This window comes from Microbacterium sp. NPDC058062 (assembly GCF_042885375.1).
Classification (GTDB): Bacteria; Actinomycetota; Actinomycetes; order Actinomycetales; family Microbacteriaceae; genus Microbacterium; species Microbacterium trichothecenolyticum_C.
In genome coordinates this window covers 645,831-669,104 of record NZ_JBHVSC010000002.1, presented here as the reverse complement: position 1 = coordinate 669,104, position 23,274 = coordinate 645,831, and the positions used below count along the sequence as shown (strand labels likewise).

The 23,274-nt window shown below is 69.3% G+C and carries 10 protein-coding genes; 8 read left to right on the top strand and 2 right to left on the bottom strand.

The window, feature by feature from the left end; genetic code table 11:
- Positions 1-194 precede the first annotated feature (194 nt).
- Positions 195-3,647: a family 43 glycosylhydrolase gene (locus tag ACFVSU_RS07875; RefSeq protein WP_387140481.1), complete on the bottom strand. Its 3,453-nt coding sequence runs from the start codon at positions 3,645-3,647 to the stop codon at positions 195-197.
- 220 nt (positions 3,648-3,867) lie between these two features.
- Here ACFVSU_RS07875 and ACFVSU_RS07870 point away from each other — a divergent pair, with 220 nt between their 5' ends.
- Together ACFVSU_RS07870 and ACFVSU_RS07865 are read left to right on the top strand one after the other, a co-directional pair.
- Entirely contained in the window at positions 3,868-7,383 is a 3,516-nt protein-coding gene (locus ACFVSU_RS07870) for a family 43 glycosylhydrolase (protein ID WP_387140478.1), read from the top strand.
- A 209-nt stretch (positions 7,384-7,592) separates the two neighbouring features.
- Positions 7,593-10,937, top strand: coding sequence for a family 43 glycosylhydrolase (locus ACFVSU_RS07865; protein ID WP_387140475.1), 3,345 nt, complete (start codon positions 7,593-7,595; stop codon positions 10,935-10,937).
- Between the two features lie 258 nt (positions 10,938-11,195).
- On the opposite strand, the gene ACFVSU_RS07860 is transcribed toward ACFVSU_RS07865, so the two are convergent.
- Positions 11,196-13,811 carry a LamG-like jellyroll fold domain-containing protein gene (locus tag ACFVSU_RS07860; RefSeq protein ID WP_387140472.1) on the bottom strand — a complete coding sequence of 872 codons (2,616 nt, stop codon included), beginning with the start codon at positions 13,809-13,811 and terminating at the stop codon, positions 11,196-11,198.
- Between the two features lie 307 nt (positions 13,812-14,118).
- Here ACFVSU_RS07860 and ACFVSU_RS07855 point away from each other — a divergent pair, with 307 nt between their 5' ends.
- The 6 genes from ACFVSU_RS07855 (at position 14,119) to ACFVSU_RS07830 (ending at position 23,238) form a co-directional block, all read left to right on the top strand.
- Complete coding sequence (locus ACFVSU_RS07855) at positions 14,119-18,309, top strand: beta-L-arabinofuranosidase domain-containing protein (protein ID WP_387140469.1); 4,191 nt, start codon at positions 14,119-14,121, stop codon at positions 18,307-18,309.
- A gap of 438 nt (positions 18,310-18,747) precedes the next feature.
- Complete coding sequence (locus tag ACFVSU_RS07850) at positions 18,748-19,362, top strand: hypothetical protein (protein WP_387140466.1); 615 nt, start codon at positions 18,748-18,750, stop codon at positions 19,360-19,362.
- A gap of 87 nt (positions 19,363-19,449) precedes the next feature.
- Positions 19,450-20,550: a hypothetical protein gene (locus ACFVSU_RS07845; RefSeq protein ID WP_387140463.1), complete on the top strand. Its 1,101-nt coding sequence runs from the start codon at positions 19,450-19,452 to the stop codon at positions 20,548-20,550.
- Positions 20,547-20,972 carry an LPXTG cell wall anchor domain-containing protein gene (locus ACFVSU_RS07840; RefSeq protein WP_387140460.1) on the top strand — a complete coding sequence of 142 codons (426 nt, stop codon included), beginning with the start codon at positions 20,547-20,549 and terminating at the stop codon, positions 20,970-20,972. The genes ACFVSU_RS07845 and ACFVSU_RS07840 overlap by 4 nt, the downstream gene beginning before the upstream one ends.
- Positions 20,969-21,985: a LacI family DNA-binding transcriptional regulator gene (locus ACFVSU_RS07835; RefSeq protein ID WP_387140457.1), complete on the top strand. Its 1,017-nt coding sequence runs from the start codon at positions 20,969-20,971 to the stop codon at positions 21,983-21,985. The genes ACFVSU_RS07840 and ACFVSU_RS07835 overlap by 4 nt, the downstream gene beginning before the upstream one ends.
- Positions 21,986-22,230: 245 nt before the next feature.
- Positions 22,231-23,238 carry a substrate-binding domain-containing protein gene (locus ACFVSU_RS07830; RefSeq protein ID WP_310285564.1) on the top strand — a complete coding sequence of 336 codons (1,008 nt, stop codon included), beginning with the start codon at positions 22,231-22,233 and terminating at the stop codon, positions 23,236-23,238.
- The last annotated feature ends 36 nt before the right edge of the window (positions 23,239-23,274 follow it).

The window sequence follows — 23,274 nt, the reverse complement described above, 5'->3', positions numbered from 1 at the left end:
CGGATGCCGCCACCCGCGGTCTGCGTGACCGCCTCCACGTGCGGTGCCCGCGGCCGGAAGCCCGTCCGTACGGGCGGGTCGCAGCATCCGTGTCTCCACGATCCGACGGCTCGGCGGAGACCGGCGGTGCGCCGGGGCGCAGCAGAGAGGCCCGCCCGCTCGCGCGGACGGGCCTCTCGGGGCTCAGTGCGTGATCAGCCGCAGGCGGCGCCCGGTGTGGCCACCTCGCGCGTCACGGTGACCGGCGAACCGTTCACCGTGGCCGTCGCGGTGAGCACCGCCGTGTCCGGGGGCACCGACGTCAGACGCGTCGTGAACGACGCCGACACCGACTTGCCGGCCGCGACCGCGCCGAACGCCTTCGACCCGAAGCCGGTCGTCGCCGACATCGTGACCGGGAAGCCCTCGGCGTTGGTCACCGTCAGCACCTGGACGACCTTGCCGGCCACGCAGCGCGACGTCACGACACCCGAGACCGCGAGCTGCGGTGCCGCAGGACCCGTGACCGTGACGGTGAGGGTCACCGTGCGGTTGCCCGGCGCCACCTCCTCGTCGCGGGTCTGGTTGAGCACCGCCGAGCCGTCGGCGGCGAAGTGCACCGTCTTCACGCGGGCGTGACGGCTGGGGTCGTTGAGTCCGCCGTCGGCACCGGGGATCCACTCCGCGACCGGCGGGCGGGCGTGGTAGACGATCACCGGGTTGCCGTCCTCGTCGAGCGTGAACGAGTTGTGGCCGGGTCCGTTCTGCTGGCCGCCGAAGTCGTCCGATGTCAGCAGCGGATAGCCGGTCTTCGACCATGTCGCGGGGTTCATGAGGTCGCCGTCGACCGGTGCGCGCAGCATCCCGATCGAATACGTCTCGTTCACCTCCGATGCCGAGAAGAACACGAACACCTCGTCGTCGCTCTTGATGACGGCGGGGCCCTCGTTGATCACCTGGCTCGTCGTGCGCTCCCACGCGTAGTTGGGCGTCGACAGGAGGATCGACTTCGACGTCAGCTGCGTCGGGTCGGCGGGGTTGATCTCGGCCATCCGCAGATCCGAGCTGCCCGGCTTCTCGGCCCACACGAGGTAGTCCTTGCCGTTCGCCTCGAAGTGCGTCATGTCGAGCGAGAAGCTCGTGAACGCGGCGGTGTCGCCGGCCGCGGCCTTGACGTAGCCGAGCACGCTCCAGTTCGACGCGACCATCGGGTCGGTGTTGCCCGGGGCGCGCATCACAGTCGGGCGGATGTTCCACACGTCGGTGCTGCGGCTCGACGTGAAGAAGATGTACCAGTCGCCGTTGATCTTGTGCAGCTCCGGCGCCCAGAAGTACCGGTAGTTGCTCGAGGCGATCTTCGATCCGTTCGAGGTGTCGGGCGCGGCCGCGTTGTTGGCCCAGAGCAGCACCTGCTCCTGCGCCGTGGTGAGGCCGTTGATCGTGCTCGCGCGCCGCAGGACGATGCGGTCGTAGCCCACGCCGGCGTTCGACTGCGTCGTGGGGTACGAACCGGTCAGGTAGTACTCCGTGCTGCCCGTGCGCTCGTCGTCGCGGAAGACCCAGGGGTCCGCCCGCTCCTTCACGAGGATGCCCTTCGCGTCACCGTAGACCGGCTGGTTGACCGTGCCCGTGACCGTGTAGGTCCCGGGAGTGGCCAGGTCGACCGCGCTCGTGTCCCAGTTGACGCCCAGCTGCTTCGACGAGCCGTCGGAGTAGCCGAGGTCCACCTTCTCGGGGAGATCGAGCTCGCCGCCCACCTCGACCTCGACGTCGTCTCCCGCGTCGACGGTCGTGTTGACGATGCGGCCGAGCGACTTCTGAAGCTGAGACAGCTCCGCCTGAGTGACGGGAAGAGCGGATGCCTCGATCCCGCCGGTCGGTAGACCCGTCACGGTCGGTGCGGCCGGCGCGGTGATCGAGACGGGGGCGCTGAACGTCGTGAAGTCGGCGGTCGTCACCTCGTAGGCGGCACCCGCGGCGGTGCGCAGCGTCACGCGGTAGAGCCGCGTGCCGTTGTCGTAGGTCACATCGGCGCGCGAGACGACGATGTTCTGCGTGTTGGTGAGCACCCACTTCTGGTCCGTGAAGGTCACGAGATCCTTCGACGAGTAGACGAAGATGCGGCCGTTGGCGGCGTTGTCGGTCGCGACGAGGCCGTAGGTGCCGTCGGGCTTGCGGAACAGCGTCGGGTTCGCGAACTGCGAGGTGCCGGTGCCGAACGTGGGGTAGAGCACGCCCTTGTTGTTGTTCAGCGCGACGAGCGGATCGCCGTTCTTCGCGGCCGCGAGGTGGAGCACCTCGGTCTTGGCCGTGTTGCCCGTGCGGACGTAGGCGACGGCCTGGCCGACGTCCTGCGCCTTGACGGTGACATCGTACGTGCGCTGCGTCGAGTTGCCGGCACGGCTGAACGTCGCCGTCAGCGTGACGGGGGCATCGGCGGCGGCTCGCGTGACGGCGCCCGTCGCCGAGACGACGGCGGGGGCCGACGAGGCCCAGGCGATCGTCGCACCCTGCGACTCGGTGTTGAGCACGATGTCGGACGCGGCGACCGTGATGCCGAGGTCGAAGGCGTCAGCCGTGCGCTCGAGGTCGCGCTGCGGGTCGAGCGCCGGGACCGCGACCGTGTAGCCGCGCGTGATCGACTGGCCGCCCAGCGTGAAGGTTCCCGTGAGGGTGACGGAGGCGTCCGCCTGGCCCTCTGCGGGACGCGTGAGCTTGCCGTCCGCGGCGATCACCGACGGCTGCGACGACTCCCACGTGACGCGCGAGAGGTTGGGCGTGCCGGTGGCGGGGAGCGCGATGTCGGCCGTCGCCTCGCTCGGGAGCGACACGGCGTCGGCGTCGGCCGTGAGGGCGGCGTTCGTCTGGTCGGTCGTGGTGCGGTCGCTCTGGTGGTACAGCTCTGCGATCTGGCCCGCGTTGTACGCGGACGTCGACACGATCACGTCGTCGACCGAGCCCTTGTAGAAGGCGTCGGCGTACGTCGAGCGGCCGATGTAGCCGACGAGTCCGGTGCCGAACTGAGTCACCGTGCGGCTCGTCGCCACCGTGCCGACGAGCGCTCCGTTGTAGTAGCCCGAGATCGAGGTGGGAGTGATGACCGTGGTGTACATCGCCCACGCGGTGCCGGTGGTCGGTCCGGCCACGCCCTGCGAGGCGGTCGTGGGGGAGATGCCGTATTCGGTGCCCCACGGAGCGCTCGGCGTGTTGCCGTTGGTGATGACCGACTTGAAGCGGCTGGACGGGTTGCGGGGGTTCAACAGCCAGTACTGCGCGGGGAAGGTGCCGGTGCCCGAGCCGAAGAACATCGCGGCGTAGTTCCCGGCGCCGGTGTCATTGCGCAGCCAGGTCGAGATCGTCAGCGTGTCCTTGCCGTCGAACAGGTTCGCGGGGAAGCGCACGTACCCCGCGCCGCTGTTCGCCGCGCCTCCGGGCAGTGTCAGCACGCCGTCGACCACGGTCGCGCCGGCGCCGACGATCGTGCCGTTGTTTCCGTGGCCCGAGACGTCCGTCACCGCGCCGGCGGTGCTGAAGTCGTAGTGCAGGACCAGGTTCGGGTCGTCCGGAACCGGGTCCGCGTGAGCAGCGGGTGGGGCGAGAGCGCCGATGGCAAGTGCAGCGATCGTCGCTCCTGCCACCCCGATTCGCCGCCAGGACTTCGTCGCCATATGAAACCTCTTCATCGCGGTCTGGCGCCCGCGCGGGTCGCGGGCAACGGTCGCCAATGTAGCGCGTTACCGCTCACATTCATAGAGCGGCTGCCGCCGTTACGCCCGACCCGAATGGAGGGCACATCTCAATGAAACGTGTTGCGCAATGGCGAGTTACCGCTAATGTGAGCGATAACAGCCCTGTTCGACGAAGTTCAGTCACTTGATGGAGAGTGGAATGCGACTGTCCCTGCACCCCCGCCGAGCCGCGATCGGGATCGCCGCCGTCGGCGCCATGATCCTCGGCCTCGGCGCCACGACGACCGCGGCCGCCGCGGTGCCCGAGGACGGCTTGGTGGCGTCATACGAGTTCGACCTCGCGAGCGGATCGTCCGTGCCCAACGAGGTCGCCGGCTCCCCGTTCGGCGGCGCCACGGTCCGCAATGTCCAGGCCGCCGACTGGACCGGTTCGGCGCTCACCCTCCGCGGCGGCGCCAAGACGTCCACCGGCAACTGGGTGGAGCTGCCCGACGACCTCCTGGCCGGCAAGGCGTCCGCGACCGTCGTCGCCGAGGTGAAGGCCTCGCAGGCGATGCTCAACGGCTTCCACTTCCTGTGGAACATCGGCAACGAGTCCTCGGCGACCGAGTACTTCTTCGCCTCGCTCAACTGCGCGTCCGGCCGTGCGCCTCTCGTGGGCATCAAGTCCGCCGGCGTCGAGCGGCTCGTGCAGTCGACCTCGTGCGGGGTCACCGCGAACCAGTGGGTGAACGTGACGTCGGTCGTCGACGGCGCGTCGGGCACGGCATCCCTCTACATCGACGGCGTCCGCGTCGCGAACGGCGGCGTCGACCGCACCCCGGCGAACATCGTCGACCAGTCGCTCAACACCATCGGCCGTGCCCCGTGGCCCGACCCGCTCTTCCAGGGCGCGATCTCGTCGTTCCGCGTGTACGACCGTGCCCTCTCGGCAGTCGAGGTCGCCGCGGGATCCGACGCCGACGCCCAGGCTCACGCGGCCGAACTGCAGGCGCAGGCCCAGGCGATCCTCACCGGTCTCGCGCTCGCCGACCGCGAGACCGCGACCGACATCGACCTGCCGACGGCGGGCGGCAAGGTCACCTGGAGCTCGAGCAACCCCGCGGTCGTCGCTGCGGACGGCTCGATCGCTGCACCCCTCGCCGGCCAGCCGGCCGTCGAGGTCGAGCTCACCGCGACGGCGGCCATTCGCGGCATCACCGCCACCCAGACCATCACGGTCACGGTGCTGCCGTCGTCCGAGACCGCCGAGCAGCGCGCGACGCGGCTGGCCGAGCTCTTCGTCATCCCCGCGGTCGTCGAGTCGGGCACGGCGCTGCCCGCCGCACCCGCGGGCACCGAGGTTGAGGTGACCTCGACGAGCGACGGCATCACGGCCGATGAGACGATCGTTGCCGCGGGTGACGACGCCGTCGACGGCCAGGTCGCGGTCGAGGTGACGGACACGGCGACCGGAGTCGCGGCATCCCGCACCTTCGATGTCACCGTGCTCCCCGCCGACACCACCACGCAGCTGCTCGCCTACAGCCGCGTGCCCACGACGGTCGCGCAGGCGAACAACGCCGACGTCGCGCTCAGCGTGCACCTCGCCCTCGAAGGCGGCGACGGATGGGGCCCGCTCAACGAGAACTACGGCATCTTCTTCGCGAAGACCTCGGTCGCTGTTCCCGCGAACGGCACCAGCGACAGCATCATCCGGAGTCTCCGCGACCCCCACCTGTTCACCCTCGAGGACGGCGGCTACGGCCTGGTCGCGACGCGTACCGCCCGCGGCGGCGGCGCCGACGGCACCCAGACCTCCAGTGTGCTCTTCGCCCGCAGCAGCGACCTGCGGAGCTACAACGAGGTCGGCATGGTGAACCTCGGCGTGACGAGCGGGGTCAACGAGCCGGCGGCCGTGTACGACTCGGCCTCCGATCGCTACGTCGTGACGTGGACGTCGGATGCCGGGGCCTCGATGTACACGACCTTCACCGACCTCGCCGACCCGGCCACCCGGGGCGAGATCGGCCGTGGGGTGGTGTCGGCGACCGCCGGCGCAGCCGGTGACGGCATCCCGGATTACGACTCCGGCAACACGCTTCCCGTCGACGCGCAGACCGTCGAGGCGCTCGAGGGACGCTTCGGCCGCATCGCGAACACCGGCGTCGCCCAGCTCGACGGCGTCCAGATCGAGCAGGGCGGAGAGCTGGATGCCGCGGCCCTGCCGAAGCGCGCAGAGCTGTCGTACGACGACGGCTCCAGCGCCTCGCGCGTGATCGCATGGGATGCGGACTCCCTCGCCGCGGTCGACACGGCGACCCCCGGTATGTACGAGGTCACCGGGACGCTCAAGACCACCGAGTACGCCACCCCGTTCGCGGACGAGCGCGCCGACCCGTCGGTGTTCCGCTATGACTGGAACGGCCAGGAGAAGTTCCTGATGATCGCCACCGAGGACATCTACGGCGGCAACATCAACCCGCAGGGCGGCGCGCACATGCCGATCCGCATCGCGGACAGCATCGAGGACCTCTCGGACGAGGCGGTCGACGCCGGCCGCAACGTCGAGATCGACCTGCTGCGCCGGGGCGACACCGACGCCGACGGCGCCGTGATGACCGGCTGCTTCTGGGCGCCGGAGTATCACGTCATCGGCGGAAAGCTGTCGATCCTGTTCATGCCCTGCTACAACGGCACCAACGGCCAGCCCGACATGTGGACCGGGCGGGCGAGCATCATCCAGCTGAAGCAGGATGCCCAGGGCCACGACCTCGACCCGGCGGTCCCCGCGAACTGGACGAAGGCGCAGAAGGTGCTGCGCTCGAACGGCGGCATCCTCAACCCGTCGCAGAACATCTCGCTGGACATGACGTACCTCGAGGACTCCGGCCAGTCGTACTACGTGTGGCAGCAGCTCGGAGCCCTGTTCATCGCGAAGATGGATCCCGCGAACCCCACCCGCCTGACGTCGGAGCCGGTGCGCATCCTCGTGCCGGAGTACGCGTGGGACAACACCATCGCGGAGGGCCCGAACGTGTACGCCCACGACGGCGTGCTGTACCTGATCTACTCGGGATCGACGGTCGGCGACACCTACACGACGGGGCTCGCCACCGCGACGGCGGGGGAGGGCGTGGACCTCACGTCGCCCGCCGCCTGGAGCAAGCTGAACTACCCGATCCAGAAGTCCGGCGTGTTCAACGGCGATTGGCAGCTCGGCACCGGCCACGGCATGTGGTCGCACGACGAGGACGACAACCTGCTCTACGTCTTCCACGCGCGCACCGACAACAACGGCCTGAGCGGCCGCGACATGTTCGTCCGCCGCGTGCACTGGGCCGCCGACGGCCTGCCGGTCTTCGACATGGAGGCGGATGAGGAGGTCGCGCCCGACAACCGCACGGTGTCGACCACGGTCACCGTCACGGCCGTCGCCGCCCCCGAGCTCGACGTGACCGGCAAGATCACCGCGCGCTGCGTGGCCGGCAAGGTCGTCCAGGTCCTCACGGTGACCAACGGCGAGGGCGTCCCGGTGACGGTCTCGGCGGCCGGTCCGTTCGGCACGAAGGCATTCGGTGCGGTGTCCGCGGGCAAGAGCACGTCGACGTCGTTCACGACCCGGCAGGCGTCGATCTCGGACGGATCCGTGACGCTCACCGCCGCTGCGACGGTCGGCGGCTCACCGGTGACGGTGACGACCGCCGTGCCGTATCCCGCGGCGAACTGCGGCTGAAAGACCCGGAACCGGGCGGCACGATAGCCGCCCGGTTCCGTACCACTCCCGCGCGCGGGAGCTCCGGCGTCTTGCGGCCATGACCGCGGCCGGCGGAGCAGCGTGCGGTCGAACGATCACACCACCCGGAGGAAGGGAACGCAGTGAATCGAAGAGGCAGAGAGATCGCGCGGGCGCCGAGGGGCCCACGCACGGCGCGGGGGACGAAGATGCTCTCGGGCGCCTTGGGAGTCGCCCTGGTGGCCGGCGCCATCGGGATGAGCGCGCCGGGGGCGGCGGTCGCCGCAGAGCCGGCGTCGCTGCTGGCGTCGTACGACTTCTCGGAGGCGAGCGGCACCGTCGTGCACGACGTCTCCGGGGCGGGCCGTGACGGCACCGTCGTCGGGGGAGCGGCCTGGCGCGGCGGCTACATGCAGTTCACCGGCGCGAACCACGTCCAGCTGCCGAACAACCTGCTCTCCGGGCAGAGCGCGGCCACGATCGTCATCGAGACCAGCCCCACGGCATTGTCCGGCAACAAGTTCCTGTGGAACATCGGCGGGTCGGGCGACTCGTCGACCGGCCAGTTCTTCATCCAGCCGGTCGCGCCGCGCGTCGCGATCTCGAAGACCAACTGGTCGGGCGAGCAGTCGGTCACCTCGGCCAGCAAGCTCGTCGAAGGAAAGTGGCAGTCCGTCGCGGCGACGATCTCGAAGAACGCCACCGGCACGGCATCCACGCTGAAGCTCTACATCGACGGCGTGCTGGTCGCCACGAAGGCGGATTCCACTCTCAGCCTCAACGACCTGACGACGCACACCATGAACTACATCGGCAAGAGCGCGTACGCGGGCGACTCCCTCTATCAAGGCGGCGTCTCGGCGTTCCGCGTGTACAGCGAGGCCCTGTCCGCGACGGACATCGCGGCGGCATCGGCGACGGATGCTGCGGCTTCCGCCACCGAGACCGCGAACGCGATCGACCTCGCCGCCGTCAACGCCCAGAACCTCGGCCAGGTCGAGTCGGATCTCTCGCTGCCCACGACGGGCGGCGTGACCTGGACATCGTCGCCCTCGGGGATCGTGGCTGCGAACGGTCAGGTCACGCGCCCCTCGGCTGACACGCCGGTCACGCTGACCGCGACGGCGACGGTGCGCGGACAGACCGCGACCAAGGACTTCGCGATCACGGTGCTGAAGGCGCCCAGTGCGGCCGAGCAGGCGGCACGCGCCGCCGAGACACTGCTGGTGCCGTCCGTCCTGGAGAAGGGCTACGTCCTTCCTGCCACCGCCCTCGGTCTGCCGGTGGTGTGGTCGCACGTCTCCGGCGCCGGATCGGTCGCGAGCGGTGCCATCGCCTCCGCGCCGACATCGGGGCTCGGCGCGGCGAAGCTGCAGGCCGTCGTCGGCACCGGGGCGGATGCCGCCACGACGCAGGTCGACGTGCGCATCGCCGAGAGCGGTGCCTCGCGCCTGGCGGCGTACACGACGTCGAAGAACGTCCGTGGCGGCGACGATCCCGAGGTCACGCGCTCGGGCCACCTCGCGCTGAGCGCCGACGGCACCACGTTCACGCCCCTGAACTCGGGCACGGGCGTGGTCTTCCCGAAGGTCAGCGGCATGACCGAGACCAGCAACGGCACGAAGCGCTACCTCGCGCAGCCCTATCTGTTCAGGCTGGCAGGCGACGAGGGCTTCGGCCTCATCGCCCGCCGCACGAACGACGCGGGCGCGGCTGACGCCGCCGGTGCGCTCGTGTTCACCTCGCCCGACCTCGTGGACTGGACCGAGGTCGGTTACCTGCCGCTTCCCGGCCAAGGCACGACCGGTGCGGTCTCGGCCGAGTGGGACTCCCGCGCGAACGCCTACCGCATCGTGTGGACCACCGCGGCCGGCTCCGCGCTGACCGGGACCACGGCCGACTTCGCCTCTGTGTCCGCGGTAAAGACCGGCCAGCAGCCGACGGGGCGCACGGGCGCCATCACGGTGACGTACGCCGAGACGGCATCGATCGTTCCGGTCACCTCTGCCGAGGCCCGCGCGGCCGACCAGCTTCTCGGTCGGGTCCGCAACACCGGCCTGCAGGCGCTGGACGACGTGACGGTCGCGGCGGGCGGTGCGCTCGAGCTTCCCGAGAAGGTGACAGCCGACTACTCCGACGGAGGCACGCACGACTTCCGTGTGACCTGGGACACGTCGGCGGTCGACACCTCGACGCCGGGCGAGTACACGGTGAACGGCACGCTTCAGCGCACCGACACGATCTTCCCGCTGATCGCGAACCGCGCCGACCCGCATGTCCTGCGGTACACCCTTCCGAACGGCGACAAGACGTGGCTGTTCATCTCGACCGATGATGCCGGACAGGACGAGTTCTTCATCCGTCAGGCCGACACGATCGCGGGACTCGCGACCGCCGCCGACCACAAGATCCTCGGCTACGGACTGTCGGGCACGTCGGTGAACTCCCAGCTGTGGGCACCGGAGCTGCATGTCGTCGACGGCGACCTGTACATCCTGTTCGCCGCCAACGCCAACAGCGCCAACTCGTGGACGGGCGTGCAGTCCTACTCGATGCGCCTCACCCCGGGTGGCAACCCGCTCGTGCGCGCCGACTGGCAGAGCCCGCAGCGGGTCGTCGACGCCGCCGGGCAGCCGTTGACCACCTACGGCACGGGCATCACGCTCGACATGACGCACTTCGAAGACGCCGGCACCGACTATGTGGTGTGGTCGGAGCGTGTGATCGCGCCGGCGACCGGCCCGGCGGTGCTGAAGATCGCGAAGGTGACGCCGTCGGCGACCGGCGCGTGGCAGCTGTCGGGTCAGCGCTCGACGATCGTGTACCCGGACGCGAGCTGGTCGGACAACACGTCGGCCGTCGCCGAGGGGCCGTTCGTCATCCAGCGCGACGGCAAGATCATGATCACCTTCTCGGGCTCGAACATCGACTGGACCTACGCCGTGGGACTCGCCACTGCGGAGTCCGGTGCCGACCTGCTCGACGCGTCAGCGTGGAACATCCGCAGCTATCCGATCTGGAGCTATGAGGGGGCCTTCGCCAACAACTGGGGTCCCGGCCACAACTCGTACACGTACGACGACGACGGCAATCTGCTGAACATCTTCCACGCGAAGCTCACGCAGAACGGCACCCGCGACGCGGGTGTGCGCATGGTGTACTTCCGTGAGGACGGCAGCCCGATCCTCGACATGACGGATGCCGAGTGGCTCGCCACGGCGAACCGCACGGTGACCGTGAAGGTGACGGTCGCCGAGGAGCCCGGTCTCGATGTCACGGCCGCCGTGACCTCGAGATGCGTGGCGGGCAAGGTCGTGCAGGTGGTCACCGTGACCAACGGCGAAGACGTGCCGGTGTCGGTCTCGGCGTCGGGCGCGTATGGCTCGAAGACCTTCGCGTCGGTCGCCGCGGGCAAGAGCTCGTCGGCTTCGTTCTCGACGCGTCAGGCCTCGATCACGGGCGGCTCGGTCGAGCTCACGGCCACCGCCACCATCGGCGGATCGCCGGTCACCGTGACCAGCGACGGCGGGTACTCCGCGGCAAGCTGCGGCTGATCGGCTGATCACTGTCGAGGGCGGCGGCACTTCCGGTGCCGCCGCCCTTCGTCGTGCCCGCGTGGCCGTTCGAGGTGGCAGGACGCGCCGCTGCGCGTGATCGATGCGGCGTGTTGCCCCACCCGAATGAGCGGGACGCCGCTTCGCGGGACGGATGCCGCGGGCCGCAGCATCCGTCATCCCTCGAGCGCGCGGCGGCGGGCGCAGCAGAGCGCCCCGCCGGCCGAAGCCGACGGGGCGCTCGAGCGAGGCGGGGCGTCAGCCGCAGGAGGCCGCGGCGAAGGTCGCCGACTTCTCCGCGGAGGTGCTCCCGGCGCTCACGGTCACTGCCACGGAGCCCGTCGGAATGGCCGCGAGCCGCGTCGTGAACGCGGCCGACGTGCTCTTGCCGGGCTGCACGGCGGCCACCGTCTTGGAGCCGTACGGCGTCGTGATCGCGAGCGCCACCGGCGCGCCGCCGTCGTTCGCGGTCGTCACCGTCAGCACGACCTTGCCGGCGACGCAGCGCGTCGCGGTGGTCACGGTGACCGGCAGCGGCGCGGCCGCGACGACGACGTCCGCTGTCACGGTGATCGCGGTCGAGCTGAACAGCGTGCGGTCGGCGGCGTTGTACGCCGTCGAGCCGCCCGCACCCACCCACTGGTTGAGGTTCGCGCCGATGGTCTGCACCACGCCGGTGACCTCGTACGTGCCCGCGACGTCGGTGTCGACCTCCGTCACGTCCCACGTGACCGGCTGCGACGCCGTCCCGCGGCCGTACGCGAGAGCGACCTCCGCCTCGTCGGGCAGCGCCTCACGCACGGCGTCGGCCGATGCACCCGCGGCGACCTCAATGCTGCCGAGCTGCGAGACGACCGCGCCCGTGGCGTCGGCCTCGCGGATCGTCTCGTACTGGCCGAACGTCAGCGGCACGATCCCGCCGTGCTTGGTGCTCGGCGCCATCGAGAAGCTGCTCGAGACGAGCTGCGTCCACCCGGCATCCAGATCCGCCGTCTCCATCGGCCGGTAGCCGGTCGAGGGGATGACGTCGACGTAGAGGTACCACTTGTCCTCGCCGTGGCGCTGGAACACCGCCGGACCTTCGACGCCGCCGGCGTTCCCGCCCGACCACACGGCGCCGATGCGGGTCTGGATCTGCGTCCAGGTCGCGGTGGGCGCCCACCAGTCCGCCGCGGGCGTGGACTCCATGTAGATGCCCTTGCCGGCGGAGTTGTCCTTGGTGATCCGGTAGGTCTTGCCGTCGTTCTGGATGATGGTGGTGTCGATCGTGTTGCCGCCGGCGTCGATGAAGACGCCGCCGTACTCGTAGGTGTCCTGCGTGAAGTCGGTCGTCGCACCCCACAGGATGCGCGAGTACGTCGAACCCGTGTGCCCGGCGTTCGTGTACACGTTCGACGCCCAGTAGACGACGAACGCGCCGCTGCCGTCCTCGTTGTACCCGGGGACCCACGTGGCCTCCGGCGCCCACGCCATGCCGAGCTCGGCGACTTCGGTGCCCGCGGGGGACTGGGCGACGTCGAACTGACGCAGGTCGCTCCACGTGACGAGGTCCTTCGACTCCCACACATTGAGCTTCGTGCTGCCCTGCGACGACCAGTAGCACCACTCGGTGCAGCCGGTCACACCGCGGTCGCCGCCGAAGACGCGCAGGTCGGTGGCGATGATGTAGTACGTCCCGGTCTCGGGGTTGTACGTCAGGTAGGGGTCGCGGATGCCGGTGGTCCCCAGCTGCGACGCGAGGATCGGCTTCCCGCCGTTCAGCGGGTCCCAGTGCTCGGGGTCGTCGCCGCGCGACACGTCGAGGTAGATCTTCTCGGCGTAGCCGGCGGAGTCCTCGATGAAGTGCACCATCGCATAGCCGAAGGCATCGTCCTCACCGGGGACGGGCTCGATCGTCACCGGCACGGACTTCGACACGCTCGTGCCGCGCACCGTGGCGGTCGCCGTGAGGGCGGTGGTCACCGGCGCGGAGCCGGTGGCGGGCTGCGTCGCCGACACGGTCAGGCCATCCTCGGCCACCTCGAGCGCGGGGTCGGCCGAGGTCCAGGTCACGCGGCCGCCGTAGCCGGGCAGCGTCGTGGCGGCTTCGTCGATCGTCACCGCGCCGACGCCGTCGAGGACGGTCTGCGCCGCCTGCTGGAAGGACGAGGCGTGGAGGGCGGCATCCGCATCAGACACGTCGCCGACTTCGGCCGCCGTCAGTGCACGGTCGTACACGCGGAAGGTCGAGACCTCTCCCTTGTACATCGGGTCGGGGTAGGGCGCGCGGCCGATCGCGTTGAGGGTCTGGTTGGTGATGGATGCCGGTGTCAAAGCCGTCGCGGTGCGCGCGACCTGCTCGCCGTCGACGTAGAACGTGATGGTGCCCGCGGCGCCGTCGATCACCGACGTCAGGCTGTACCAGCGATCGGACGACAGGGCGGTGCCCGAGCGCGCGTTGACCTCGCCGCCACCGCCGCCGGTGGTGATGGTGGTGCGCGGGTTGTCGCGCACCGACGCGAAGTAGTACTGGGTCGTCGAGTCGCTGCCGATGTTCCAGAGGAAGTTCCAGTTGTTCTTCATGGAGGCGTCGAGCTTGGTCTCGATCGTGACCGTCGCCGAGGTCTTGCCGCTCAGCAGGTTGTCGGGGAGGCGGACCCAGCTCGCGGTGGGGCTGGTCTTGGCGCCACCGGTGAAGACGAACGACGAGCCCGTCCAGAGGCTGTCGGTGCCGTTCATGACGGTCGCGGCGCCGACCGGGCCGGTGGCCGAGTTCGGCACGGACGAGCCCGCGGTCTCGTCGAAGAGGTACTCCGCGAGGAGTCCGGCAGTCGGGACCGGGGTGGCGCTCATGGCGGGCGCCGCGGCGAGCGGCGCGAGAGCGCCGAGGACCATCGCCGCACCCGCGGCCGATGCGATCAGGGCGCGTGTGCGCCGTCGGGATGTGGGCTTCGTGCGTGTCGAGGAACGTGCCGGGTTCACTCCAGCTCCTTTGCTCTGGCGAGACGGTTCGGTGCACGAGACGGGACGGCGAAGCGCGCGAGTGCATGTTAGCGCTCACGCGGATACCGATCAACGACGCGGTCAGCTCGGTCCTCGACTCTTGACTTCCCGAGAGTTCGCGCTAACATCGAACTCACAGCAAACTGATAGCGCTAACACAAGCGCATCCCGCTCGACAGGACAAGGGAGCCCTGCAGCCTTGGCGAAGACCACCCGGAGCACCGTCGGCACGCACCTGCCGCATCCATTCATCCGTCGCGCCCTCGCGCTCGGCACGACCGTCGCGCTCGCCGCCGGCGCGCTGGCCCTCGGGCTGCCCTCGGCTGCCGCGGCCGCCGACCCCATCTCGATCGCATCAGCCAAGGTCCTCGACCTCAAGTTCGACGGCGACCTCGCCGACGCGAGCACGAACGCCGCGGCGGTCACGATGCAGAAGGGCACCGCCGCCTACGGCGCGGGTGTCAGCGGGCAGGCCTTCAACCTCAACGGCTCCAACGCCATCCGCCTGGGCACCGCGGCGTACCTGCAGCCTGCCGACCTCACGGTGTCGTTCTGGTACAAGCCGAACGCGGCCATGTCGGGTGAGCAGGTGTTCGCCTGGAGCAAGACGGTGTACAACTCCGACGGCTGGTACCTGACCTCGGAGGCCAACGGCACGCCCCTCGCCCTCTCGGTCGGCCCGTCCTCGGGTCAGCCGTACAAGGTGGCGGTCGACGCCGCGCGCGCCGACTTCTTCCCGACCGGCCAGTGGACCCACGTGGTCGTGACCTACGACAAGGCGACGAAGGCGGTCTCGTTCTACCGCAACGGCGTGCGCCAGATCTCGACCGTCAAGTACGCCGCCACGGGCGCGGCCACCGGAGTGCTGGGTTCGGAGAGCACCACGGTGAAGACCCTCGGCTACAACGGTCCGAACTACAACGGCGCGCACGCGAACGGTCTCCTCGACGACTACACCTTGTACAACGGTGTCGCGACGATCGCGGATGTCGTCGCGCTGACGAAGGAGAACAACCCGGCCTTCGATCCCGCCGCCGTGGCGCAGTCGGCGCTCGACGCCGTGAGCGTGCCGACCACCGCGTCCGCCGACTTCGGTCTGCCGGTCACCGCCTCGAACGGCGCGGAGCTGTCGTGGGCGTCCTCCGACGCCGAGGTGATCTCGATCGCCGGGGGCGCGGCATCCGTCACCCGCCCGGCGGGTTCCGACGCGACCGTGACCCTCACCGCCACCGCGGCCTACGGCGGCAGCGCACCGGTGACGAAGACCTTCACCGTGACGGTGCCGAAGGACGGGGCATCCACGTCCATCTATGTCGAGGAGACCGACTTGAGCGAGGTGCTGCTCGAGGACCCGTACCTGGTCAACGGCAACGAGAAGATGGTCGAGTACCTGCTGAGCCTCGACCCGGAGCGCTTCCTGTACTCCTTCTATACGCAGGCCGGGCTTCCGACGACGGCCCAGCCCTACGGCGGCTGGGAGCGCGCCAGCGGTACGCGGTTCCAGGGGCACTTCTTCGGCCACTACGTCTCGGCGCTGTCGCAGGCGTACGCGACGGAGAGCGACCCGACCACCAAGGCGGCGCTGCTCGCCAAGCTCACCACGGCCGTCGACGGTCTCGACCGCGCTCAGCGGGCGTACGCCGCCCTCGACCCGAGCAACGCCGGCTACGTCTCGCCGTTCTCCACGTCGGTGCTGCCGAGCGGCGGCGGCGGGCTGCTCGTTCCCTTCTACAACCTGCACAAGGTTCTGGCGGGCCTCCTCGACGCGCATCAGTACGCACCCGAGGCGGTCTCCGGCAAGGCGCTCACCGTCGCGAGCGGATTCGGCACCTGGGTGCGCAACTGGGCCGCGCGCCAGTCCAACCCGGCGTCGATCCTCAACACCGAGTACGGCGGCATGAACGAGGCGCTCTACGAGCTGTTCAGCATCACGGCGGACCCGGCGCACAAGCGCGCGGCGGAGTACTTCGACGAGGTGACGCTGTTCCAGCAGCTCGCGGCGGGCCAGGACGTGCTCGACGGCAAGCACGCGAACACGACCATCCCCAAGCTCATCGGCGCCCTCAAGCGCTACACGGTGTTCACCGACAACCCGAGCCTGTACGCGATGCTGACCCCCGCCGAGAAGAGCAGCCTCGGCATGTACCGCACCGCCGCTGAGAACTTCTGGCAGATCGTCGTCGACGACCACACCTATGCGAACGGCGGCAACAGCCAGTCCGAGCACTTCCACGGCGCCGACGAGCTCTACGAGCACGCCACCAACGGCACCACGTCGGGCTACGGCGAGAACTCGACCTCCGAGATCTGCAACGAGTACAACATGCTCAAGCTGACCAAGGCGCTGTTCCAGGTGAGCCCCGACGTGAAGTACCCCGACTTCTACGAGCACACCTACATCAACGCGATCCTCGCGCAGCAGAACCCCGAGACCGGCATGATGACGTACTTCCAGCCGATGCAGGCCGGGTACGCGAAGGTGTTCGGCAACCCGGTGGACGAGTTCTGGTGCGACCACGGAACGGCGACCGAGAGCTTCACCAAGCTGGGCGACTCGATCTACTTCCGCAAGGGGTCGTCGGTCTACGTCAACATGTTCCGCTCGTCGGTGTACACCGACGAGGAGCACAACCTGCGCCTCACGCAGACCGCCGATGTGCCGGCCGACGAGACGGTGACGTACACGGTCGAGGCGATCGACGGCGGCGAGCTGGCCGAGGGCACGACGCTGCGCCTGCGCATCCCGAGCTGGGCGGCCGCGACGCCGACCCTGACGGTGAACGGCGCGGCACAGGATGTCGCGGCCCTCACGCAGGACGGCTACATCGTGCTCGAGGTCGCCGCGGGCGACGAGCTCACGTACGTGCTGCCGGCCGAGGTGCGCGTCGACGACTCGACCGAGAACCCCAACTGGGTGGCCTTCACCTACGGGCCGGTGCTGCTGGCGACCGAGCTCAACCGGACGAACGTCGGCTCGACGTACGTCGCGGGCGTGCTGGTGCGCATGAGCACCGCCGACAAGTCGGTGAGCAACGACGTCGTGGTCGACGACGCCGACGCGTTCAAGGCGGGCATCGCCGAGAACCTCGTGCGCATCGAGGACGGCGAGAACCTCAACGGCATAGAGACCATGCGCTTCAAGATGAAGAACGCGGATGCCGCCTCCGAGGCGCTGACCTTCGAGCCCTGGTACAGCCTGTACAACGCGCGCTACGCGATCTACATGGACCTCATCGAGCCCGACTCCCCGCAGGCGCAGGAGCTGATCCTCAAGAGCAAGCAGCAACTGCGCATCGAGGAGACCACGATCGACTCGCTCACGTCGTTCGACAACAACAACAGCGAGGCCGACAAGAACTACAAGTACAACAAGTCCGGTGTGGGAGTCTGGCTGGGCGAGGGTTACCGTGACGGGCAGATGGCCACCGACGCGTACTTCCAGTACGACATGATCGTCGACCCGTCGCTGCCCAAGAACTACCTGGGCGTCCGCTACTTCGGCGGTGACAACGGGCGCACGTTCAACGTGTACGTCAACGACGTCCTGCTGAAGAACGAGCGCATCACCAACGGCGGGGGCGCGACCACGTGGTACGTCCAGTACGACGAGATCCCGGCATCCGTGCTCGCCGGCATCGAAGCGAAGGACAGCTACAAGCGGAATCAGGCCGGCCAGTACGTGCTGGACGCGAACGGCGAGAAGATCCCCGTCGTGACCGTCCGCTTCCAGGGCAACGGCACCAGCTACGTGGGCGGCGTCTACGGCGTCTACACCGCCTCGAAGACCACCTACGGGAAGGATGCCGATCTCTCGGGCCTCTCGTTCGAGGACGGCGCACTCGCTCCCACGCTGGCCGGCGGCGTGTACTCGTACACGGCGACCGTTCCGGAGGACGCGACGACGGCGACGTTCGACGTGGATCCCGCGGTGCCGAGCGGCCTGGTGTACGCCGGTGACGTGCTGATCGACGACACGCAGCCGCGGACGGTGTCGCTTGCGGCGGAGGGCCCCACGGTCCTCACGCTGCGCAGCACCGCGCAGGACCACACCACATCGGCCACGTACACGATCTCGATCGTGCGCGCCGAGCCCGAGCCTGCGCTGCAGGTGACCGCGACGGCGACCGCGCGCTGCGTGGCGGGCAAGGTCGTGCTCGCCGTGTCGACCGCCAACGGCGCGGACGTGCCTGTGGCGCTGTCGATCGCGACGCCGTTCGGCTCCAAGCAGGTGGCGAACCTCGCCGCCGGCAAGACGACGACAGCCGCGTTCACGACGCGCCTCACGCAGATCGAGGCGGGCTCCGTCACGGTCACCGCGACGGGGTCGGTGGGCGGCGAGCAGGCCACGCAGACGGTGCCGGTGGCATTCCCGGCCTTCGTCTGCGGCTGAGACTTCCCGGGGGGATGCCTGGACGGAGGCATCCTCTCGGGGGACCAACCCGAAAACTGCGAAAAGGTTATCGAAAGGGGTTGTTCTCGCTAACCGTTATCGCTAACATCAATTCGAGCCCGAAGATCCACTGCCGGATCCAGAGCAAAGGTGCATCATGCTCACGCTTTCCAACCGCCCCCGTCGGGGCACGACGCAGCCCTCGTCGGCTCGTGTCGTCGCCCGTGCGGTGCCGGTGAGCAGCACCTCGTTCACTCCTTCGCCCGCACCCCCGCGGGCCGGGGGAGCGGAACCGGCAGCGCTCGCGGGCGCAAACGACGTGTACTGGGGAACTCGCGGCGAACGCCCGGATTCCCGCGAGACTCGACGATCGGACGGACCGGTCGCTCGCGAGTTCGGTTCGGCAGAGATGCCGGCCGGGGAATGGAGACAGAAGCAATGAACAAGAAGGGCTTCATCGCTCGCGCCGCGGTCGGCGCGCTCGGCGGCGCACTCCTCATCGGCGGTGCCGGCGCGGCGATCGCCGACGAGGTCGGCAACGAAGACGTCGACGTCAACGTCAACATCGAGGCTCTCGAGCCGGTCGGTGCACTGACGCTGAGCGTTGCGCCCGGTGGTGCGACTCTCGAGGAGGTGCCGTCCGCTAACGAAGATCTGCGCCAGTTCAACGGCACGCTGCCCATCGTCACCGTGACGGACGACCGCGAGGAAGTTCCCGTCGGCCAGTTCTGGTACGTCGTCGGTCAGTCCAGCGCACTGACGTCGGGTGCCAACTCGATCGCCGCCGGCAACCTCGGCTGGACCCCGCACCTGCTCACTGCCGAGGGCGATGGTGAGGTCGCCGAGGGTGACGAGGTTGGCACTGTCCTCGATGGCGACATCGGTCTGAGCACCGGCGAGGACGCGCTCGCGCTCTCGCTCGACTCTGGTGAGGCGGCGAGCGTCGGCACCTGGTCGGCGAACGCCGATCTGTTCCTCAAGACGCCGAAGACGGTGGCTCCGGGTGCGTACACCGGCACGATCACCCTCACCCTCTGGGAAGACGCCTACTGAACCTGATCCCATCCCACGTGGGACCGTGTTGAAATCGGGTCGGGGACGTCGTCGACGGCCCCGACCCTGACATTCCTTGGAAGTACTGTGCAGCAACTCCCCGACGGTCCCGTCTCGGCCGTCCGAACGGCATCAGCGCTGGTCGCCGCTCTCGTGATCCTGGTCATGTCCGCCTTGTGGCTAGCGCCGCCGGCGCATGCCGCCGCCGACGAGGGTCCCGAAGTGCGTTGGTCGGTGGTCCCCGCCGATGAATCGGGCCCGGATGGCCGGCGCGCGGTCGAGATCGAGGTGGACCCTGGCGAGAAGGTTGACGATTACTTTGCCGTCCGCAACATCAGTGCGGACGAAGTCGTCTTCGGCCTCACCGCCGCGGACGGCTTCTACAACCGCAACGGGCGTTTCGACATCCTCGCCGCGGACCAGGAGTCGGTGGACGCCGGCACGTGGATCTCGCTGCCAGAGACCGTCACGGTCCCCGCGGGCGGGACCGTCGTGGTTCCGTTCTCCGTCGCGGTCCCCGACACGGCCGAACCCGGCGACCACGCCGCCGGCATCACCGCGTCGGTGCTCTCGGTGCAGTCTGCGGAGGACGGCACGAGCGTCGGGGTCGAGAGTCGGGTCGGCTTCCGCGTGCTCACGCGCGTCACCGGAGAGATCACGCCGGCCGCCTCGCTGGCGGGCCTCTCCGGCGACTACACCACGTCGTGGAACCCCCTGCGCCCGGGGGAGGCGACCGTCACCTTCGACGTCGTCAACGAGGGCAACACCCGTCTGCTCGCCGAAGGCTCCGTCTCGGCGGGCGGGCACACCGTCTTCTTCCCTGGTGTCGGCGAGTCGACCCAGGAGCTCCTGCCCGGTGACACCCGCACCATCACCGTCGTGGTCGACGACGTGTGGCCGCTGTTCGCGGTGCCGGCGACCGTGACCCTGGCGCCGACCGTCGTGACCATGTCGGACTCGTCCGAGACTCTCGACCCCGTCACCGCGGATGCCGTCGTGTGGGCGATGCCGTGGCCGCAGCTGCTGCTCCTCATCGGTCTCGCGCTCGTCGTGGGGGCGATCCTCTGGGGCCGCATCCGCTCTCGGCGGCGCCTCGCGGCGATGCTCGACGGAGCGCGGGCGGAGGCTCTCGAAGAGGGCCGTGAGCAGGGCCGCAGCGAAGCGAAGACTCCGGCGGGCGTCGCGTGAGGCGCCGGTACGGCCACCTGGCCTTCGGCGTGCTCGCCGCGATCTCGGCATCCACTCTCCTCGCGATGCCCGCGAACGCGGACGAGGTCGACGTCGACAGCGGCACGGTCTCGGTGACGGTGCAGATCGATCCCCTCGAGTGCGTGACAGGCTGCGGCGGGGGTTCCCTGCCGGGGACCGATCTTCCCGCCACCGGCATGGCGGGCATCGAGCCCTTGCTGTGGATCGCCATGGCCCTCGTTGCGGCCGGGGCGGTGTTCGCGCTCAGAGCATGGACGGCGCGTCACGGTCGGACCCTTGCACTGACGGCGTCGTCGACGGCCTACGCTGTGGACAGCGGTGAACACGCTCCCAGGGGGGAGAACCCGTCGGCCGACGAGCCGGCCGGGCACCGTCGGAGCGAACGAGGTGACCCCGCATGACCGAAGCGACGCGAGGCTGGCAGCGTCCCAGCATCTATGACGTCGCGAAGCATGCCGGCGTGTCGCACATGACCGTTTCGCGCGTGCTCAACGGTCACCCGAACATCCGCGAGTCGACGCGTGAGCGTGTGCTCCAGGCGATCGACGAGATGAACTACACCCGCAGCTCGATCGCACGGGCTCTCGCCACCCGTCGTGCGATGCGCATCGGCGTGCTGGTCGACAGCCCGGTGCAGTACGGCCCGAACAGCACGCTGCGCGCGCTCGAGAGCGCCGCCCGCGATGTGGGATACGCGATCAGCGCCTTCTCCATCTCGGAGGACGAAGACCTGCAGATCGACACGGGCGTCGTCGAACTGGTCACGCAGGGGGTCGACGCGCTCTGCGTCATCGCGCCGCGGGCGTCGTCGCTCGATCTTCTGAGGCAGCAGAGCACCGGACTTCCCACGATCGTGATCCGGGCGGAACCGGACGCCACCTGGCACACGGCTGCGGTGGATCAGCGCTTCGGCGCGCGACTCGCCGTCCAGCACCTCATCGATCTCGGGCATCGTTCGATCGCCCACCTCGCCGGACCGCTCGACTGGTACGACGCCCGTGAACGCGAACAGGGCTGGCTCGACGCCCTCGCGGCTGCAGGGCTTCCGGTCAAACCGGCGATCAACGGCGACTGGACGTCGGACTACGGCTACGAGTTCGGCCGCAGCTTCGACTTCGGCGACATCACCGCCGTGTTCGCCTCGAACGACCAGATGGCTCTCGGCCTCGTCCACGGGCTCACGGAGCGGGGGATCCGCGTACCCGACGATGTCAGCGTGATCGGCTTCGACGATCTGCCGGACTCACGCCACTTCATCCCCCCGCTCACCACCGTCCGGCAGGACTTCGCCGCGCTCGGCTCGCTCGCACTGCAGCTCGTCATCGCGGCGATCGAGGGCGAAGAGGGGGCGCAGCACGACATGATCGCGCCCAGCCTCGTCGTGCGATCGTCGACGTCGGCACCGCGCGCCTGAACGCCGACCGGGCCTTTTCCGACACCGGCGATGCGGTCGCGCCAGGAGGTGCGGCCGCTCTTCGTCGCGCCTTGATGTTCTGCGGAATGTTCGCGGTAACGGAAAAGTAACGAAATGCCGAGGCGGAGTTGCGCGCGGGGATTGTTAGCGCGCACAATGGGGTCACACACCTAAGGGTGTCCCGCTGGGGACACATGGATTTCTCTCTGACGAAGAGCGTCGGGGAGTCTCAAGGAGGAGATGAGATGGCACACAAGAAGCGCATGCTGGGGATGCTCGGCTTCGTGGGCGCGGGCGTGCTCGCGCTCGGTCTTGCCGGCTGCTCGGGCGCCGCAAGCGGCGACGCCGGCGACAGCGGCGACAGCAGCAGCGACCTCACCACCGTCGGCTTCGTCGCGGTCGGCCCCGAGGGCGGCTGGCGCAACGCGAACGAGCAGGCCATCAAGGACGCGTTCTCGGAGGAGGCCGGCTTCGACCTGAAGTACGCCCCCGCCGCGAGCCCGACCGACCAGAAGTCGCAGCTCGACGCCTTCGCCACGTTCGTGAACGACGAGGTCGACGTCATCCTGCTCACCGCCACCGAGGCGTCGGGCTGGGAGGACTCGCTCGAGCTCGCGCAGGAGGCCGAGATCCCCGTCATCCTGCTCGATCGCGGTGTCGACGCCAGCGATGACCTCTACGTCACGCGCATCGCCCCCGACAACGTGAAGGTCGCCGGTTCGGTGGGCGACTGGGCCGTCGAGACGTACCCCGAGGGCGCGAGCTACTACGTGCTCGAGGGCGTCCCCGGCCTCTCGGTCGTCAACGAGCGCAACGAGGGCTTCGACGCAGCCATCGAGGGCCAGGACGGCTGGAACAAGATCGGCGCGCAGACCGCCAACTGGACCGCTGACGAGGGCAAGTCGGTCATCGAGACCGTCCTCAAGGAGAACCCGGACCTGCAGTTCGTCTTCGCTCAGAACGACGAGATGGGCATCGGCGCCGCCGCCGCGGTGACCGCTGCCGGCCTGGTCCCGGGCACCGACGTCAAGATCGCCACGATCGACGGCACCACCCCGGCGCTCGAGGCGCTCGCGGCCGGCGACCTGAGCTTCGTCGCCCAGTACAACCCGTTCTTCGGCGACCTCGCCGTGGACGCGGTCAACGACGCCCTCGCGGGCAAGACCGTCGAGAAGACCATCGTCGTCCCGGGCGAGACCTTCGACTCGGCCGAGGCCGGTCAGGCCGCGATCGACGCGGGCAAGGGCTTCTGATCCGACACTGCGTCGGCTAGGAGTAGAGCAGTGCGG